The organism is Deinococcus aquiradiocola (assembly GCF_014646915.1).
Taxonomy (GTDB): domain Bacteria; phylum Deinococcota; class Deinococci; order Deinococcales; family Deinococcaceae; genus Deinococcus; species Deinococcus aquiradiocola.
This window is the reverse complement of the sequence record NZ_BMOE01000002.1, coordinates 38,368-56,484: the sequence shown is the minus strand read 5'-3', so window position 1 is coordinate 56,484 and position 18,117 is coordinate 38,368. Positions and strand designations below refer to the sequence as shown.

The following is an 18,117-nucleotide window of genomic DNA, read 5'->3' as shown; positions in this document are numbered from 1 at the left end:
ATGACCAGAATCGCCCCCGCGCCGCTGGCCGAACGTTCCGGCAGGCCGCACCCGCTCGCCGAACGCCTGCAGTCGGTTCCGCTCTTCGTGATCGTCGCGCTGGTGCTGGTCGTGACGGTGTACCCGCTCGTCTGGATGCTGCTGTCGTCCTTCAAGACCGCCGACGAGTTCTCCGGCGGCGTGATCTGGGCGCTGCCCAGAACCTTCAGCTTCGATAACTTCGTGCGGGCCTGGACGGTCGGCAAGATGAACCTGTACTTCGTGAACAGCCTGCTGTCGGTGATTCCCTCGCTCGCCCTGGTGATCCTGATGGGCGTGGGCGCCGCCTTCGGGCTGGAAATCATGCGCTGGCGTCTCAAGACGAGCGTGTCGCTGCTGTTCCTGCTCGGCATCATGATCCCCATCCAGATGGTGCTGCTGCCGCTCTTCACCATGTACTTCAGGGCCCACCTGCTCGACACCCGCTGGGCACTGATCCTGACGTACACGGCGTTCGGACTGCCCACCACCATCTTCTTCCTGACCGGCTACTTCAGGAACTTCGCCCGGGAGATCATCGAGGCGGCCGTCGTGGACGGCGCGACCATCTACCAGGTGTTCTGGAAGGTCGTGCTGCCGATGGTGATGAACAGCGTGGTGACGGTGGCGCTGGTGCAGTTCTTCTTCATGTGGAACGACCTGCTCGTCTCGCTGACCTTCATCAACAATCCCGACCTGCGGACCATTCAGGCGGGCCTGCTGAACTTCGCCGGGCAGTACGGGCAGCGCGAGTGGGGACCGACGTTCGCGTCGGTGACGCTGGCGGTCGCGCCGACCGTGATCGTGTACCTGCTGCTCAATCAGAAGATCATGAAGGGCCTGACTGCCGGAGCGGTGAAGGGATGACCGCCAGCGACTGGACCGGCGATCCGGCCCTCGAACAGCAGGTGGAGGCCGTCCTGGCGAAACTGTCCCCCGACGACATGGTGCGGCTGGTCAGCGGGCAGGTCATCCTGGGCGCGCCGGATGCTGGGCAGGTCACGGCCAGCGGCGTGCCGCTGTTTCACCTGGCGGACGGCCCGGCCGGCATCCGGCGCGGGGCGGGCACCTCCAACGAGGGACGCGGCACGGCCCTGCCCGCCCCGATCGCGCTGGCCGCGACCTGGAGCCCGGACCTGGCCCGGCAGTACGGTGACGTGCTGGGCGCCGAGGCGGCCGCCACCGGCCACAACGTGCTGCTCGGCCCGGCCATCGACCTGGCCCGCGCGCCGCTGGCCGGGCGGACCTTCGAGTCGTTCGGGGAGGACCCGCTGCTGCAGAGCCGCATGGTCGTGCCGGAAGTGCAGGCGATCCAGCGGCGCGGCGTGCAGGCGTGCCTGAAGCATTACCTGCTGAACAACCAGGAGGACGCCCGTCACACCGTCAACGTGCTGGCGGACCCCCGGGCGCTGCACGAACTGTACCTGCCGCCCTTCGAGGCCGCCATTCGGGAGGGCGGGGCGGCCTCGGTGATGGCGTCGTACAACCGGGTGGACGGCGAGTTCGTGTGCGACAACCGCGCCCTGCTGACGGACGTGCTGCGCGGCCAGCTGGGGTTTCGCGGCTGGGTGATGAGCGATTTCGGCGCCAACCAGAGCACGCTCCCGTCGGCACTGGCGGGCCTCGACTGGGAACTGACCTTCGCGCCGCAGTGGGGAGAGCGCCTCACGGCGGCCCTGAACGAGGGCAGGCTCGACCACGCGGTCCTCACGGAAATGGTGCGGCGGATCCTGCGGCCCTCGCTGGGCCTGATGACCGCACGTGCCGGGCAGGAATCGCCGCCGGACTTCGCGGCCCACGCGCAGGTGGCGCAGACCATCGCCGAACAGAGCGCGGTGCTGCTGAAGAACGCCCACCTGCTGCCGCTGGACGCCGGGACGCTGAAGCGGGTCGCGGTGATCGGCCCGGACGCCGACAGCGTGTGTGCCGCGGGAGGCGGAAGCGCCCTCGTGCGGCCCGTGGAAAGCGTCAGCGTGCTGGACGGCCTGAGAGAGCGGCTGGGGACGGGCGTGGACGTGCGGTTCGCGCCCGGCACCGACCCCATCGGACCGGGCGCGCTGCTGCCAGGCCTGCCGCCTCTGCCCTCTTCGGTGCTGGATTCGGGGAGCGGGCAGCCGGGCCTGCAGGCGACGTACTGGCCGAACGCCAGCTTCAGCGGCGAGCCGCTGCTGACCCGCACGGAACCCGGCGCGGAACTGAACCGCGGTTTCTTCGACCTGCCCGGCTTCAGCGCGGCCTCGGCCCGCCACCTGCCCACTCCGGAGGGCCTGCCGGTGGCCATGTCGGTCCGCTGGGAGGGCACGCTCACCGCACCTTCGAGCGGCGAGTACACCTTCAGCCTCACCTGCGCCGGATCAGGCCGGGTGTGGCTGGGCGACACGCTGCTGCTGGACGCGCCCGGTGCACGGCCCTCACGCGGCCTGGTCAGCGAGACGCGCGCCGACGGCCTGCGCTGGATGGGCACCGGCACGCCGACCTTCACGGCGCAGCTCACCCTGAACGAAGGCGAGACCGTCCCCGTCAGGGTCGAGTACGCCGCCGACCTGCCCGAGCAGAACTTCCTGTTCGGCGCTCAGGTACGACTGGGCTGGCGACCCCCGGCGGGAACCGTCCCGTCCCGGCTTCGGGAAGCGGCTGACCTGGCGCGCTCGTGCGACGTGGCGGTCGTGGTCGTCCGGACCTTCGAGAGCGAGGCGATGGACCGGCCCGCCCTCACCCTGCCCGGCAATCAGGAAGACCTGATCGCGGCCGTCACCGCGGCCAATCCCCGCACGGTGGTCGTGATGATGAGCGGCGGCGCGGTGGACGTGTCCGCCTGGGAGGAAGGTGCTGCGGCCATCCTGGCCGCCTGGTACCCGGGCCAGCGGCAGGGCGCGGCCCTGGCCCGGCTGCTGCTGGGCGACACGCACCCGGTGGGCCGCCTGCCGCTCAGCTTCCCGCACAGCCTCGACCGTTCACCGCTGACCCGTCCCGCCGAGTACCCCGGCGTGGACGGCACGGTGCAGTACAGCGAAGGCCTGAATGTCGGGTACCGGGGCTACGAGGCCCTCGGCCTGACGCCCAGGTACGCGTTCGGTTCCGGTCTGTCCTACACGACCTTCGGGTACGCCGACCTCAGGCTCGTCGCTGACGCGGCCGGCCGCCTGAGCGCCGAGTTCACGGTCAGCAACACCGGGAGCCGTCCGGGAACGGAAACGGCCCAGGTGTACCTGCACCTGCCTCCGGTCGCCGGGCAACCGCAGCACGCGGAGCCCCGCAGACTGGTCGGCTGGGCGCGCGTCACCCTGGACGCGGGCGAGCAGCGGCGAGTGGCCGTCCACCTCGACCACCACTCGCCGGACCGGCCCTTCTCACGCTGGAATTCAGACTCGGACGGCTGGGCGCAGGCGGACGGCGTGGCCCGTCTGCTGGTCGGCGCGTCCTCCGTCGACCTTCCGCTTTCCGTCTCCTTCCGCCTTTCGCCCGCCCCCGAGGTCAGCCCTGTATGACGTTCCTCCCCACTCCCCCGCCCCGGGCCGTGCACCTGCACGCCGAGCATCATCAGGACGCGCTCGGCATCGGCGAACCGTCTCCGCGCCTGTCGTGGCGGACCGAGACCGACGCCCCGAACTGGATGCAGGCGGCCTTTCAGCTGCAGAGCCTGGGTGTGGACGGTCAGGTGCTCGAAGAAACGCCGCGCGTCCAGAGCGCCGGGTCGGTGCTGGTGGCGTGGCCGTTCACACCGCTCACGTCCCGGGAGCAGCGCCGACTGCGGGTCCGCGTGTGGGGACGGGACGGTTCGGCGTCCGCGTGGAGTGAGCCGCTCAGCGTCGAGGCGGGCCTGCAGACGCCCGCCGACTGGCAGGCCCGATTCGTCACCCCCGACTGGGACGAGGACCTGACCCGTCCCCAGCCTGCCCCGCTGCTGCGCACGACCTTCACCGTGCGGCCCGGACTGCGCTCCGCGCGCCTGTACGTCACGGCCCTCGGGGTGTACGAGGCGCGCCTGAACGGCTCACGGGTGGGCGATCACTGGCTCGCCCCCGGCTGGACGAGTTACCGTCACCGCCTGCGCTACCAGACCTTCGACGTGACGGCGCAGCTGACAACCGGAGAGAACGCCCTCGGGGCCATGCTCGGCGACGGCTGGTACCGGGGCCGCCTGGGCTTCGGAGGCGGACGACGCAACCTGTACGGCGAGCGGCTGGCACTGCTGGCCCAGCTCGAACTGCGCTACGACGACGGCACGCTGGAACGCGTCGTGACCGACGAACGCTGGCGGGCCAGTACCGGTGCCGTGCGGGCCAGCGACCTCTACGACGGCGAGACCTGCGATGCGCGGCTGGAGCAGCCCGGCTGGGACACCCCGCGATTCGAGGACCGACACTGGACCGGCGTCCGGGCCGTGCACCACGACCTCGGCACCCTGGTCGCCCCCGACGGACCACCCGTGCGCCGCATCCAGACGCTCGCTCCGGTGTCCGTTCACACCTCGCCTTCCGGCAGGACGCTGGTGGACTTCGGGCAGAACCTGGTCGGCTGGGTGCGGCTGCGCGTCAACGGCGAGGCCGGACAGACCGTGACGCTGCGGCACGCCGAGGTGCTGGAACACGGCGAACTCGGCACCAGACCCCTGCGGTTCGCCGAATGCACCGACCGGTACACCCTGAAAGACGGCGAGAACGTCTGGGAACCACGCTTCACCTTCCACGGCTTCCGGTACGTGCAGGTGGACGGCTGGCCCGGACCCTTCGACCCGGCGTCCCTCGAAGCGGTGGTGGTGCATTCCGACCTGGAACGCCGCGGCTGGTTCGAAAGCTCCGAACCTCTCGTCGACCGGCTGCACGAGAACATCGTCTGGGGCATGCGCGGCAACTTCCTCGACCTGCCCACCGACTGCCCGCAGCGCGACGAACGGCTCGGCTGGACGGGCGACATCGGCGTGTTCGCCCCCACCGCCACCTTCCTGTACGACACGGCCGGGTTCCTCCGCTCGTGGCTGGCCGACCTGGCAGCCGATCAGCTCCCCGACGGGGGCGTGCCCTGCGTGGTGCCGCAGGTCCTCGAAACGCCCATCGTGGCGGCCGTGTGGGGTGACGCGGCCACCTTCGTGCCCTGGGCGCTGTACGAGCGGTACGGCGACCGCGACATCCTGGCCGCGCAGTTCTCCAGCATGCAGCGCTGGGTGGACTACGTCGCCGGTCGTGCCGGAAAATCGCTGCTCTGGACGCAGGACTTCCAGTTCGGTGACTGGCTCGACCCGGCGGCCCCGCCCGACAACGCGGCCGCCGGACGCACCCAGCCGGGCGTGGTCGCGACCGCGTACTTCGCCCGGTCCGCCGAACTGCTGGGACGCGCCGCAGACGTGCTCGGGCGACCCGAAGCGCGCGAGACGTACCTGAACCTGGCACGCGACGTCCGGGCCGCCTTCAATGGCGAGTACGTGACGCCCAGCGGTCAGATCATCAGCGATTCGGCCACCGCCTACGCCCTCGGCCTGACGTTCGGGCTGCTGGGCACCGACGGCCAACGGCACAAGGCGGGCGAGCGCCTGAAGGTGCTCCTCCGGGAGAACGGCGATCACATCAGCACCGGCTTCGTCGGCACGCCGCTGATCTGCGACGCGCTGTGCGCGGTGGGAGCCGTGCAGGAAGCGTACCTGCTGCTGACGCAGGAGGAATGCCCCAGCTGGCTCTACCCCGTCACCATGGGTGCCACCACCGTCTGGGAACGCTGGGACAGCATGCTGCCCGACGGCAGCCTCAACCCCGGTGAGATGACGTCGTTCAACCACTATGCCCTGGGCGCGGTGGCCGACTGGCTGCACCGCAGCGTCGCGGGCCTGGCCCCCGCCGAACCCGGCTACCGTCGCCTGGAGATCCGCCCCCTGCCGGGCGGGACCTTCACCCGCGCCCGCGCCCGCCACATCACGCCGTACGGGGAAGCGGTGTCGGGATGGTTCATCGAGCATGGCGAACTCGTGCTGGAGGTCGTCGTGCCGCCCAACACCTCGGCCCGCGTCACGCTGCCGACCACCGGGGAGGTGTTCGAGGTGGGAGCAGGCACGCACACCTGGCGGCGGCCGCAGGCTCCGGCGGCCGCGCCGACGCCCGTCACGCTGGACAGCACCTACGACGAGCTGCGGGTCCAGCCGCAGGTGTACCGTGCGGTTCTCGAAGTGGTGGAAGCCCATTCCGCCGAGCACGTCCAGGCGTTCCGGCGCGCCTTCCAGAGTGCGGCCGGAACGATGACCCTCCGGGGAGCGCTGTTCGGGGTGCCGCTCCGCGACGCGCTGGCCCACGCCCTGCAGACCCGGCTGAACGAACACCCGGCCGCACGGGTCCTGCTCGGAGAGCACCGGTAGCGGGTCTGCGGGACAGGGCACGAACGACCAGGAACGGGAACCGGCCCACCGACCGGTCCCTCCGCGCCGCGCTGTCCTCACCGAAACCCAGGAAAGCGCAGCGTGCCGTCTCGGGGTGGGCAGTCAGGCACGTGCGCGCGCGGTCATCCGGTGTTGATCCAACTGGGATGACTGAAAGTGCACCGGCATCCCTTCCCGGGCAGATCAGCGCCCACGACTGGTACAGCTCCGCACGGGACTGGTACATCTCCGAAGAAGAAAACGTTTGCCCGCTTCCACTCCTCCAGACCGCACGCGTTGGCGCTCCTTCCGCTCGGCTGAACTCCAGGAGTTCGGCTCAAGTCGGGATGACTCTCGCCCGGCCCGGCAGTCGGTACGCGACGGGCCAGGCGAGTGCGAGCGCGAGGGTCAGGACCGGCAGGGGCCACGGCGTGACGCCCACGAGCGGCTGCACGACCAGCACCAGCACCAGTCCGCCCGCGTTGGAGAGCAGCAGCAGGAAGCCCACCGCGGCGCCCTGCACGCCTTCGCCCACGTGCTGCTCGGCGAGGTGCAGGATGACGGGCAGGGTGGACATCGTGAAGAGGCCGCACAGGGCGAGCCACGCGCCCACCCAGGGAAGCGAGTGGTGCCACGCGACGGCCGCGAGGGCCGTCACGCCCAGCGCGAGGGACGCGAGGATCATGCGCCGGTCGAGGTGCCGCGCGACCACCAGGGGCGGCAGGACGGCCGAGCCGATCATGCCCGCGAGGATCATCAGGCCGGTCAGGGTGCCGCTCTGCACGCTGCCGATCCCGTAGCCGTTCAGGATGGCTTCCAGCCAGGTGCTCAGCGAGATGAACGCGCCGTACCCGAGGAACAGCAGGACGCCCAGCCGCCACAGGATCGGGTCGCGGTACAGCGCTGCGTCCGGGCGGGCCACCGGAGCACGGGCGGCATGCCGGGCGGGCGAACGGACGGCCACGGTCACCCAGGCGGCCGCGAGGGCCGTGACCGCCAGCTGTGAGTCCAGCACGGCAGACAGGCCGCCGTGCGCGTACACGAGCGGTCCTGTCATCATCGAGATCAGGATGCCGAGGAACAGGCTGGCCGTCCCGACCGAGACGACCAGGGTGCGTTCGTGCGGCGGGAAGTACCGGTCGGCGATCTCGGTGACGGCGTTCAGGATGAACGGCTGAGCCACGGCGATCAGGCACTGCCCGGCCAGCTGCCATCCGAACCCGTCCGGCCCGGCCACCCGCAGCAGGGCGCCGGTGGCGGTCAGGGCGGCCCCGCCGCCGAGCGCCAGCCCGAACCGCCGGTCGAGGGCACGTCCGGCCGGGACGGACAGCAGGATGAACAGCAGCTGGAACACGGCGGACAGCCAGCCGACGTGCGCGACGCTGGTGTGCAGCGCGGCGGCCGACTCCACCGTCAGCGGAGCGTACGTGAGCCACAGCGTCTGCGTGCAGGCGCTCAGGAGGGCGTACCCGCCCAGGATGGCCCAGCGGTTCACGGTGCCCCCGGTGCGGACGGGGACGGCGGTTCGGGGGGGCAGGGTGAGTGGGGCATGCGTGCTGCGCGTCCTCCTTCTTGATGGTGGTCCGGTGTCCCTGGTATCGGTGCGGCTGAGGTTCAGGCGGTGCGGGCCGTGGCGGGCCGTTCGGGTGCGGCGCGGGCCGCCGGGCGTGCCTGCGCCTGCTGGACGGCCTGCAGCCCGCGCTGATGCAGGTAGCGTTTCCGTCCGCGTTCCCCGATGCCGCTCATGAACGGCACGAGTCTGGCGAGCAGGCCGGGGAACAGCATGACGAGCAGGCTGGACACGCCGTCGCTCATCGGCACGTACCGCTCGACCCTGGGGTGCCGGACGGTCTTCATGACGGCCTGCGCGATCTGCCCTGGCGTCTGCGGTTCGCTCAGGAAGTTCAGGGGCGACCCGCCGTGCGTCGCCTCGTGCCGCAGCATTCCGGTGTCGACAGCGCCGGGCAGGATGCTGCTCACGTGCACGCCGCGCGGCTCGAAGCGCTGGTGCAGGGCCAGCATCAGGCCGCGCAGACCGTACTTCGACGCGGTGTACACCGCGCTTTCCGCGATGGGCATGATGCCGGCCATCGACACGATGTTGACGATCTGGCCTTTCTGCCAGCGGTCGCCCTGCCAGCTGCCCAGGCACAGCCACGGGAAGAATTCCCGGCTGAGGAGGGCGGGCGCGAGCAGGTTGATGCGGAGTTCCTGCTCGACCGAGTCGGCGGTCGTCTCCTCGAACGCTTCGACCTTCACGATCCCGGCGTTGTTGACGAGCAGGTGACAGGTGCCGTGGTGCGCGATCACGTCCTGGCGCACGCGCCGGATGTCGTCGGCGTTCGTCAGGTCTGCCGCGATGAGCTGCGCGGGCCGTCTCAGCTGCGCCTGCAGGAGCTCCAGGCGCGGCAGGTCCAGGTCCACCAGGGTGAGGTGCGCGCCGGCCCGTTCGAGCAGGAAGGCGATTTCCGTGCCGATGGCGCCCGCCGCGCCCGTGATGACGGCCACGCAGCCGTGCGGGTCGCGTGCGGCGCTCACGCGGTCACCCCGAGGTCGCCGCGTGCCGTGGCGGCGGGGGCCGCGGCGGGCCGGACCGGTGTGGAGAGGGCCGCCGTGTCCGGTTCGGACCAGCCGAGGCGGCGGCACAGGGTCCGCAGGTGCTGCATGTATGCGCGGTGCTCGATGTACATGGCATGCCGGGGCGAGTTGACGTGCGGTCCGCCGGACAGGTCGGTGCGGTCGTGCCGGATCAGGGTGTCGAAGGGCCGCGTCTCGCCCGGGTGCTGCGCCTGGTCCTGCAGGTAGCGGGTCAGCATGTGCGACATCCAGTCGGCCATGCCGTACAGGGCCGCGTCCGTCTCCAGGTACCCCAGTCCGAAGAGGTTGCGGTGCTGCCGGTTGAAGACCGTGAGGTACAGGTCGGGGCGTTCGGAGCGCCACTCGAAGTACGGCCGGGCGTACGGGATGTTCATGGTGTACCCGGTCGCGTACAGGATCAGGTCGATGGTTTCCCTGGAGCCGTCCCTGAAGACCACCTCGTCACCCTCGAAGCGGGCGATGTCCGGCTTGATGCGGGCGTCGCCGTGCGACAGGTGGTGGATCAGCTGGTCGTTCACGATGGGGTGCGATTCGAACAGGCGGTGGTCGGGTTTCGGGAGGCCGTAGCGGGTGAGGTCGCCGACCACCAGTTTCAGCAGGCCCTGCATGACGGTGCGTTCCACGGTCCTGGGCAGGTGAGGTCCCTTGGCGGCGAACGCGTCGGACGGCTGGCCGAACACGCGTTTGGGGATGAAGTGGTAGCCGCGCCGGACGCTCACGAAGGCCGCCGAGGCGTTTCGGGCGGCGTCGCAGGCGATGTCGCAGCCGGAATTGCCCGCCCCGACGATCAGCACGCGCTTGCCGCGGAACTCGTCCGGGTGGCTGTACGTGACGCTGTGCCGGGCCTCGCCGGTGAAGGTGCCGGGGTACGTGGGCACCTGCGGTTCCCAGTTGGTGCCGGTCGCGCAGATCACGCCGGCGTACGTGCGTTCCTGACCGTCACTGAAGGTCACCCGCCACTCGCGTCCGTCCGGCTGGACGTCCCGCACCGACACCCCGAACCGGACGCCTTCGTACAGGCCGAACGTGCGTGCGAAGGACCGCAGGTACTCCAGGATCTGCCGGTTGGAGGGGTAGTCCGGGTAGTCGTCCGGCATGGGGAAGCCCAGAAAGCCCGACTGCGTCTTGGACGATACGAAGTGCGCGCTGTGGTACATGGGCGTGCCGGGGTTCTGCGTGTCCCAGATGCCGCCGACGTCGCTGTGCCTCTCGAACTGCTCGTAGCGGACGCCGGCCTGACGGAACGCGCGTGCCAGCGACAGTCCACACGGCCCCGCCCCGATGATGCAATACGTTCTGTCCGTCATGTTCGCTCCTTGTCGCGGGGCAGCGGTCGCTGGTGGCCCGCGTGGTCCTGATGACCCTCATGGGACCACGGTGCCCGGACGCCGCACAGGGCTATAGTGGACAGCAGGGGGACAAAATGGGCGACCGACATCGAAGGCGTGACGCTCCGCAGGTCCAGGGGTCCCTGCAGTTCGCGCCGGTCCTGTGGCGAACCCTCCTCGACCTCGTCGGGGAAGGCCAGGACGGCGATCCCGCGCTGTACCTGACCGCATGGCGCGACGACGTCCTGCACCTGCGGCCCCCGCCGACCCTCACCACGCGCCAGGTGAACGCCATCGTGGACACCGTCCTGCGGCGGCAGGCGCACGTCCCGGCCCTCGGCATCGAGATCGGCGGGCGACAGACCCTCACGTCCTTCGGCCCGGCCGGGATCGCCATGATGACCTCCCCGACGTTGGGCGAGGCCCTGCAGGTGGGCCTGAAGTACCAGCGGCTCATCGGCACGCCGCTCCTGCTGGACGCCCGGTACACGGCAGGCGAGGTGCAGCTGCACCTTCACGGCGGCCTGCACCTGCACCCGCACGTCGAGGGCTTCCTCGCCGAGGAACTCCTCTCCAGCCTCCTCGCCATCATCCGCAGCGAGACCGGCCAGGATCTCCGCGCGGCCCGCGTCGAGATCGCGCGCGCCGACCTGCCGCTCACCGCGCGCCTGCACCACCAGCGGACCTTCCGGAACGTGGAGTTCGGGAGCGGCGCGTACCTGCTCGCCTTTCCGGAGCAGGCGCTGCGCCTCCCGCTGCTGCGGCACGATCCCGTCACGCATCAGGACGCCCTGCAGTGGTGCGACCGCCTCGCGAACACCCACGGGCACGGCACGCACGCCCCCACCGACGTCCGCGTCCGCGATCAGCTGCGCGTGCTGTCGCCGGACGCCCGCCGCCTGAGCGACGTCGCCCGCGCCCTGAACCTGCACCCCCGCACCGTCCGGCACCACCTGGAACTGCTCGGCACGAGCTTCCGGGAGGTGCGGGCCGACATGATCCGCGAGCAGGCGGACGAATGGCTGAGGCACTCCGACCTGAGCGTCGAGGAGATCGCGCAGCGGCTGGGATTCAGCGACGCGCGCAGCTTCCGCCGCGCCCTCAAGCTCTGGACGGGCCTCACGCCGCTGGACGTGCGCCGCACGAGGTAAGGCAGGTGCGGGACGGCGCGCGGCGCGCCCTGTAGCATGACGGGCATGACCACGGTCGCGCTGCTGCACGCCATCAATCTCGGAGCGAAGCGTCAGGTCCCGATGGCGGACCTGCGCGCCCTGCTGGGCGACCTGGGGGCACGTGACGTCCGCACGTACCTTCAGAGCGGGAACGCCGTATTCGGTGCGGGTGAGGCCCCGGACCTGCGCGGGCGGCTGGAGGGCGCGCTGGCGGAACGGTACGGGTTTCCGGTGCCGGTGACGCTGCGCACGGCCGAAGAGTGGCGGGAGGTGGCGACAGGCTGCCCCGAGCACCTGTCCACGGAAGCCGTGACGGTCGCGTTCCTGGGCGCGGTGCCGCACGCGGACGCGGTGGCCGTCCTGCGCGGGCGGGACGTGCGTCCGGAACGCTGGGAGGTGGTGGGCCGCACCGTGTACCAGACGGTGCCGGTGGGGGTCCGGAACCTGAAACTGTCGCACGCGGTGCTGGAGCGGGTGCTGGGCGTATCGGCCACGGTCCGCAACTGGCGGACGGTGCAGGCGGTCGCTGCCCTGCTGGGCGGGTGAACGCCGCCCACCGCGCCAGGCCGGGCGGCTGGCCTACCCGGCCCGGGTGCATGCTCTAGCCTTGCCGTATGTCCCGTCTGCGTTCCCTGCTGCTGTCGTCCGCGCCGCTGCTGTTCGTCCTGCTCTGGAGCACCGGGTTCATCGGGACGAAAGGCGCGGCGCGGAACGCCGATCCGTTCGCGTACCTGACGGTACGGTTCGCGCTCGCGGCGGTGCTGATGGTGCTGCTGACCCTTGTGCTGCGCGCGTCGTGGCCGTCGCGGGCACAGGCGGGCCGGGCGGGCGTGACGGGTCTGCTGCTGCATGCCGGGTATCTGGGAGGCGTCACCACGGCGATCTGGCTGGGCCTTCCGGCCGGGATCACGAGTGTGCTGGTGGGCCTGCAGCCGATCCTGACGGGGCTGCTGTCGTGGCCGGTGCTGGGGGAGCGTGTCAGTGCCCGGCAGTGGGGCGGGCTCGCGCTGGGTTTCGTGGGGGTGCTGCTGGTCGTGTCGGGCCGCGCGCCGGGCGGGGCGGTGATGGGTGTCCCGGCGCTGCTCGCGGCGGGCTTCGCGCTGCTGTGCACGACGGCCGGGACGCTGTACCAGCGGCGGGCGGGGGCGGACATGCCGCTGCTGGGCGGGACGGCGGCGCAGTACGTGGCGAGTGCGGCTGCGCTCGGTCTGGTGACGCTGGCGCGTGGGGGCGGCGTGATTCACTGGAACGCGGAGTTCGTGGTGTCGCTGGCATGGCTGGTGCTGGTGCTGTCGGTCGGGGCGATCCTGCTGCTGATGCGCCTGCTGCGGGACCTGCCTGCCGCGCGGGTGGGGAGCCTCTTCTATCTCGTGCCGCCGCTGGCGGTGCTGGAGTCGTTCCTGCTGTTCGGGGAGCGGCTGACGCCGCTGTCGCTGGGGGGACTGGCGGTGTGTGTGGCGGGGGTGGCGCTCGCGGCGCGGGCGTAAGGCAGTGGATCCTCATCGCCGGACGACCTCCATTCATGCCCACCGGTCAGGGCTGGGGCGCACTGTGCGGACCGGGCCGGCCCCTCTGACTGTGGTGCGGCGTCCTTCCTCCTTCCTGTTCGGGTAGAGGACTCCTGCACGAGCGGTATGCCGTTCGGACCGGTCAGCCGTTGCCTGTTCCCGCGATGAGTGTGGGAATTGTGGCACTTCACGTTCATCCTGCGGGCCGTCCCGCTTGGGGAAGCGTTCAAAAGGTGGGTGGACCGGTCTTTGTCGCCTTTTCCTGCCGGTAGAACGGGCTCATGCGTGAACACAGCACTTCAGCCGCCGCCCTGCCCGCTGCGCCGGTCCAGACGCGAATCCTCGTTCACCTGTCCATGCGGGGCTGCAGCAGGTCCGCTGGACATCCCGGAGGTCCATCGTGACCGGCGGGAACCGTGTCCGGGCGGGCGGCGTCGAGGCCCCGCAGGTGCGGTCGTCCCTGCCGCCCAATCCGCTGAACCGTCCGGCCATCAGCAGCGGTCCGGAACGGGCCGTGTGGGGCGCGCTGGCGGCGGGCGTGGGCACGCTGGCCTTCGGGAGGCGGCACGGACCACTGGCGCGCGTGGCGCTCCTGGCACTGGGGGGTGGTCTCGTCACACTGGCCGCCACCGGCCGCAATCCGCTGTACGACGCGCTCAAGCTCCGGCAGAACGACGCCGGGGAGATCCTCGTGCGGGAAGCGGTGACGGTGGGTCGCCCCCCGCACGAGGTGTACGCCCGCTGGCGTGACCTGTCGCGCCTCCCGGACTTCATGGAGATGCTGGAGCGCATCGAGGTGCTGCACGGCACACGGTCCCGCTGGACGGTGCGCGGCCCGGCCGGTCCCCTGACGTTCGAGGCCGAACTGACGGCCGACGAGCCCGGCCAGCGCATCGCGTGGCGGACCGTCCCCGGCCCGGGCGTCCAGCATCACGGCGAGGTCACGTTCCGGCCCGCGCCCGGCGACCGCGGCACCGAGGTGCTCGCCCGCTACGGGTACGCCCCGCCCGGCGGACCGGCCGGCGCGGCCATCGCCCGCATCCTCAACCACGAGCCTGGACAGCGCACGAGGGACGACCTGATGAGACTGAAACGCATCATGGAGCTGGGTTTCATTCCCACCGCGAAAGGCCAGACGAGCGGACGCGGCGTCCGGGCAGGCAAGGTATGAAGGGCGTCGTGTGGCAGGGCGCCGGGAGGATCGGCGTGGAGACGGTGCCGGACCCGGAACTGCTCCTCCCGACGGACGCGCTGATCCGCGTGACCAGCACAGCCATCTGCGGGTCGGACCTGCACCTGATGGACGGCGTGATTCCCAGCATGGAGCGCGGCGACCTGCTCGGGCACGAGTTCATGGGCGAAGTGATCGAGGTCGGGCGCGACGTGAAGAAGCTGCGGGTCGGGCAGCGGGTCGTCGTGCCGTTCAACATCGCCTGCGGACTGTGCGACCCGTGCAGGCGCGGCCTGTTCTCCGCGTGCGACAACTCCAACCCCAACCACCGCATGGCCGAGGCCCTGTACGGCGCCGTGAGCGGCGGGGGACTGTTCGGGTACTCGCACCTGTACGGCGGGTACGCGGGCGGGCAGGCGCAGTACGTGCGCGTTCCGTTCGCGGACGTCGGGCCGTTCGTGGTGCCGGACGGCGTGAAGGACGAACAGGTGCTGTTCCTGACGGACATCTTCCCGACCGGGTATCAGGCGGCCGAGAACTGCGGCATCACGCCCGGACGGGACGTGGTGGCGGTCTTCGGGGCGGGCCCGGTCGGGCAGTTCGCGGCCCGCAGCGCCATGATGCTCGGCGCGGCGCGCGTCATCGTGATCGACCGCCTGCCGGAGCGCCTGGAGATGGCGGCGCGCGGCGGGGCAGACACCCTGAACTACGAACTGGAGGACGTGTTGATCGGCCTGCAGGAACGCACCGGCGGGCGCGGCCCGGACCACGTGATCGACGCGGTGGGCCTCGAAGCGCACGGGCACGGGCCGGGCGCGCTCGCCGACACCGTCAAGCAGCGGGCGCGCCTCACCTTCGACCGGATCACGGCGCTGAGGTGGGCCATCCAGAGCTGCGCGAAGGGCGGCACCGTCAGCATGCCCGGCGTGTACGGCGGCCTGGTCGACAAGATGCCGATGGGCGCGGCCTTCGCGAAGGGTCTCGTCTTCCGGATGGGGCAGACGCACACGCACCGGTACCTGGATCCGCTGATGAAACGCATCGAGGCGGGCGACATCGACCCGAGCTTCGTGATCACGCACCGCGCACGCCTGGACGACGCGCCGCGCCTCTACCAGACGTTCCGTGACAAGCAGGACCACTGCATCAAGGTCGTCCTCGACCCCTGGGCCTGAAGTGATACGGTGTTGAGCTGAACTTGTAGAGTTCAGCCGAGCGAAGCGAGCACCAAAAAGTACGGTTTGGAGGAGATGGAAGCGGGCAAGCGTCCTGCAGGGCGCTGTTCTGCCCAAGAAGGGATGTCGGTGCTGTTTCCGGCATCCCTGGAATCGGATCAAAACCGTATGAAACGGCACGGGCCGGACCACTCTATCCGGGGTGGTCCGGCCCGTCTCTTCGCGTGTTCCGGTCAGGTCTGCAGCTCATTGAATTCTGCCTCCGCACGGCGCTTGACGGGATTCGCGCGCGTGAGGGAACTCTCCACCTCGCGGCCCGCGCGGCGCGAGTCGTCCGGCCCGGCGGACGGCAGCAGGCGCGCCCCGAGGCCCATCAGGTCCGCCCACAGCTGCGGCGCGACCGCCTGCGCCGAGATCATCAGGCGGGCCGGTCCGCCGATCACGGCCTCCGCGTCCCCGCGCTCCAGGGCGTCCACGATCCGGCGGGCTGCCTGATCTGCCCGGAGGGACAGGCCCGGCAGGTTGTCCAGCGTCGCGAACAGCAGGTACTCGGCGGCGTGCTTTCCCTTGATGGCCGCGTTGCGGGCGCTGCCGGTCTGCATCAGGCCCGGCAGGACCGTCGTGAGCGTCACGCCCTCACGCGCCAGTTCCGCACGCCACGCCTGCCCCAGGCCCACCAGCGCGAACTTGCTGGCACTGTACCCGGCGAGGTGCGGCACGCCGACCCGGCCGCCCACGGACGCGACGTTCAGGACGCGGCCCCCGCTGCGCTGCAGGTGTGGCCTCATGGCCTGCATGGCCCGCAGCGGCCCGTAGAAGTTGGTGTCCATCGCCTCGTGGTAGTCCTGGATGGTCAGGTTCGGGAGTGGGCCCGCCTGAATCACGCCCGCCACGTTCACGAGCACGTCCACCCCGCCGTACACCTCGGCCGCCTGTTGCAGCACCGCCTCGAAGTCCTCGGAAGTCACGTCGGCCATCAGGGCCTCGGCCTGCACGCCCCGTCCGCGCAGGTCCCGGACGGCCGTGTCCAGTTCTTCCCTGTCGCGGGCGAGCAGCACCAGGCGTGCCCCGCGCGCCCCGAGTTCCCGTGCGAGCGCGAGCCCCAGGCCGCGTGACCCCCCGGTGACCAGCACGCGCCTGCCCGTCAGGGTGTACCTCGGCAGAAAGTGGCGGCGCAGTGCCAGGGCCAGCAGGGCGGCGGGCAGAATCAGGCGTGTGGGTCGCATCCCTCAGAGTGGCACGCGCCGCCCTGAAGCGGGGAGAGCGGAGCGGAAGATGCCTTCAGGGGAGGTTGGCCGTTCCTTGAGCGGTGTCCGGTGTCCGCGTCAATCGCATGAAACGGGCGGAGCATCGTATTCCTCGTCCGTGACGTGTGCCTGCCACGTGACGTTCAATGCGTCCACAGTGTCCTGAATGGCAATGTGTGGCATGGCGGTGCCGGGGCCGCGCCATGCCAGTGGTGCCCGCGCGGCTCGAACGTCACGGCGTTCCCGTCGGCTCGGGCAGGCGCGCCTGCCGGGAAGAGCGGGTCGATGGGGCCGACGCCCGTGAACCGGTCGGCGGGACCCTGCCGGAGTGACACTTGCCGGAACGGCAGCTCTCCAGGAAACCTCCTCGAAACGCAGGCGGGCCGGGACGGATAACTGCCGATGCACGCAATGTACCCCCGCTGCGCAAACGGGCGAAGGTGACCGGCACAGATCGACCGGCATCTGTGGTCAGTGCACGTGCGCGTGTCCGTCCGGGGCGTGGCGGCCACCCCGGAAGAACCGCGCGGCGATGAGTGTGGTGAGCGGCACGGCGAGCAGCAGGCAGATGGACGTGATCAGGATGCTGGTCACCTCGGACGCGAAGCCCTCGCCGCTCAGTTTCACCCACCAGGGGGTCGGGTCGCGGTCCAGCAGCAGCAGCAGCGGGATGCCGGTCGCGGCGTACAGCAGCACCAGCACGTTGATGAGACTCCCGATGTGGTCGAAGCCGACCTGCATGGCGCGCGCGTACAGGTCCCGGACGCGGTGGGCGGGGTTCTCGTGCGCGAGGGCCTGCACGACGGCCGCCTGCGTGACGGTGACGTCGTTGAGCGCGCCGACCGTGCCGACGATGATCCCGACGAGGTACACGCTGACGGGATTCAGGTCGAACATGGTGCTGGCGACGTACCCGCCCGCGCTGACGGTGCCGGTGAAGCCCATGGCGTTCGAGGCGGCGAGCGCGATCAGGTACCCGAGCGTGGCGGTGATGGCGGTGCCGAGCAGGGCGGCCGTCGTCTTCCGGCCGAGGCCGTGCACGAAGTAGATGGTGACGCACAGGATGCCGAGCGTGCCCAGCAGCACGACCGGGAGGACGTCACCGCCGCCCGCGAGGCGCGGCACGATCACCCACACGAGCACCGCGAGACTCAGGGCGGCCCCGACCACGGCCCGGACGCCCTTCCAGCGGCCCAGCACGGCGGCCAGCACGACCAGCAGTCCCAGCAGGAACGCGAGGGCCGGGGTGCGGACGGCGTCCTGCACGACGTACCCCCCGGCGGACTGCCACACGATGACCTGCTGGCCTCGGTGGTAGGTGGGGCTGCCTTCCTGCACGAGGGCCGTTACCCTGCGCCCGTCCGTCAGGGTGACGGTGGCGTCCTGCGTGGCGGTGTCGAGCGTGCCGAAGGTGCCGCGCAGGTACGTGCCGATGCTGGCGGGCCGGTCCGGGAGGGCGCCGGTCTGCGCGTGGACCGGTCCGGCCAGCGCGAGCAGCAGGACGGCCAGGCGGACGAGGCGAGGGTGTGAGGAACGCATGCCGTGAGTGTGCCACGT

General features: G+C 70.8%; 13 protein-coding genes. 8 read left to right on the top strand and 5 right to left on the bottom strand.

What is annotated here, in order from left to right; all coding sequences use genetic code 11:
- The 3 genes from IEY33_RS04215 to IEY33_RS04205 are packed head-to-tail and all read left to right on the top strand — an operon-like array spanning nucleotide 1 to nucleotide 6,361.
- The gene (locus tag IEY33_RS04215; protein WP_188961029.1) at nucleotides 1-885 is read left to right on the top strand and encodes a carbohydrate ABC transporter permease; all 885 of its coding nucleotides are present in this window, start codon (nucleotides 1-3) and stop codon (nucleotides 883-885) included.
- Nucleotides 882-3,506, top strand: a complete 2,625-nt coding sequence (locus IEY33_RS04210; protein ID WP_188961028.1) for a beta-glucosidase — start codon at nucleotides 882-884, stop codon at nucleotides 3,504-3,506. The genes IEY33_RS04215 and IEY33_RS04210 overlap by 4 nt, the downstream gene beginning before the upstream one ends.
- On the top strand, nucleotides 3,503-6,361 hold the full coding sequence (locus IEY33_RS04205; RefSeq protein WP_188961027.1) for a family 78 glycoside hydrolase catalytic domain: 2,859 nt from the start codon (nucleotides 3,503-3,505) through the stop codon (nucleotides 6,359-6,361). The genes IEY33_RS04210 and IEY33_RS04205 overlap by 4 nt, the downstream gene beginning before the upstream one ends.
- A 337-nt stretch (nucleotides 6,362-6,698) precedes the next feature.
- Here IEY33_RS04205 and IEY33_RS04200 read toward each other — a convergent pair whose 3' ends face one another.
- The 3 genes from IEY33_RS04200 to IEY33_RS04190 all read right to left on the bottom strand — a co-directional run bounded on the left by IEY33_RS04200 (nucleotide 6,699) and on the right by IEY33_RS04190 (nucleotide 10,266).
- Complete coding sequence (locus IEY33_RS04200) at nucleotides 6,699-7,856, bottom strand: MFS transporter (protein ID WP_188961026.1); 1,158 nt, start codon at nucleotides 7,854-7,856, stop codon at nucleotides 6,699-6,701.
- A gap of 119 nt (nucleotides 7,857-7,975) precedes the next feature.
- The gene (locus IEY33_RS04195) at nucleotides 7,976-8,899 is read right to left on the bottom strand and encodes an SDR family NAD(P)-dependent oxidoreductase (protein WP_188961025.1); all 924 of its coding nucleotides are present in this window, start codon (nucleotides 8,897-8,899) and stop codon (nucleotides 7,976-7,978) included.
- Entirely contained in the window at nucleotides 8,896-10,266 is a 1,371-nt protein-coding gene (locus IEY33_RS04190) for a flavin-containing monooxygenase (protein ID WP_188961024.1), read from the bottom strand. The genes IEY33_RS04195 and IEY33_RS04190 overlap by 4 nt, the downstream gene beginning before the upstream one ends.
- A gap of 116 nt (nucleotides 10,267-10,382) precedes the next feature.
- Between IEY33_RS04190 and IEY33_RS04185 the strand changes: the two genes are divergently transcribed.
- From IEY33_RS04185 to IEY33_RS04165, 5 genes are all read left to right on the top strand, one after another.
- Entirely contained in the window at nucleotides 10,383-11,438 is a 1,056-nt protein-coding gene (locus IEY33_RS04185; RefSeq protein WP_188961023.1) for an AraC family transcriptional regulator, read from the top strand.
- A gap of 45 nt (nucleotides 11,439-11,483) precedes the next feature.
- Entirely contained in the window at nucleotides 11,484-12,005 is a 522-nt protein-coding gene (locus tag IEY33_RS04180) for a DUF1697 domain-containing protein (protein WP_188961022.1), read from the top strand.
- 68 nt (nucleotides 12,006-12,073) lie between these two features.
- Nucleotides 12,074-12,946 carry a DMT family transporter gene (locus IEY33_RS04175; protein ID WP_188961021.1) on the top strand — a complete coding sequence of 291 codons (873 nt, stop codon included), beginning with the start codon at nucleotides 12,074-12,076 and terminating at the stop codon, nucleotides 12,944-12,946.
- 421 nt (nucleotides 12,947-13,367) lie between these two features.
- Complete coding sequence (locus IEY33_RS04170; protein WP_229670758.1) at nucleotides 13,368-14,138, top strand: SRPBCC family protein; 771 nt, start codon at nucleotides 13,368-13,370, stop codon at nucleotides 14,136-14,138.
- The gene (locus IEY33_RS04165; RefSeq protein WP_188961020.1) at nucleotides 14,135-15,313 is read left to right on the top strand and encodes a zinc-dependent alcohol dehydrogenase; all 1,179 of its coding nucleotides are present in this window, start codon (nucleotides 14,135-14,137) and stop codon (nucleotides 15,311-15,313) included. Before IEY33_RS04170 ends, IEY33_RS04165 begins: the two co-directional genes overlap by 4 nt.
- 233 nt (nucleotides 15,314-15,546) lie before the next feature.
- On the opposite strand, the gene IEY33_RS04160 is transcribed toward IEY33_RS04165, so the two are convergent.
- Both IEY33_RS04160 and IEY33_RS04155 read right to left on the bottom strand, forming a co-directional pair.
- Entirely contained in the window at nucleotides 15,547-16,539 is a 993-nt protein-coding gene (locus tag IEY33_RS04160; protein WP_188961019.1) for an SDR family NAD(P)-dependent oxidoreductase, read from the bottom strand.
- A gap of 492 nt (nucleotides 16,540-17,031) precedes the next feature.
- Nucleotides 17,032-18,099, bottom strand: coding sequence for a YibE/F family protein (locus tag IEY33_RS04155; RefSeq protein WP_188961018.1), 1,068 nt, complete (start codon nucleotides 18,097-18,099; stop codon nucleotides 17,032-17,034).
- Between the last annotated feature and the right edge of the window lie 18 nt (nucleotides 18,100-18,117).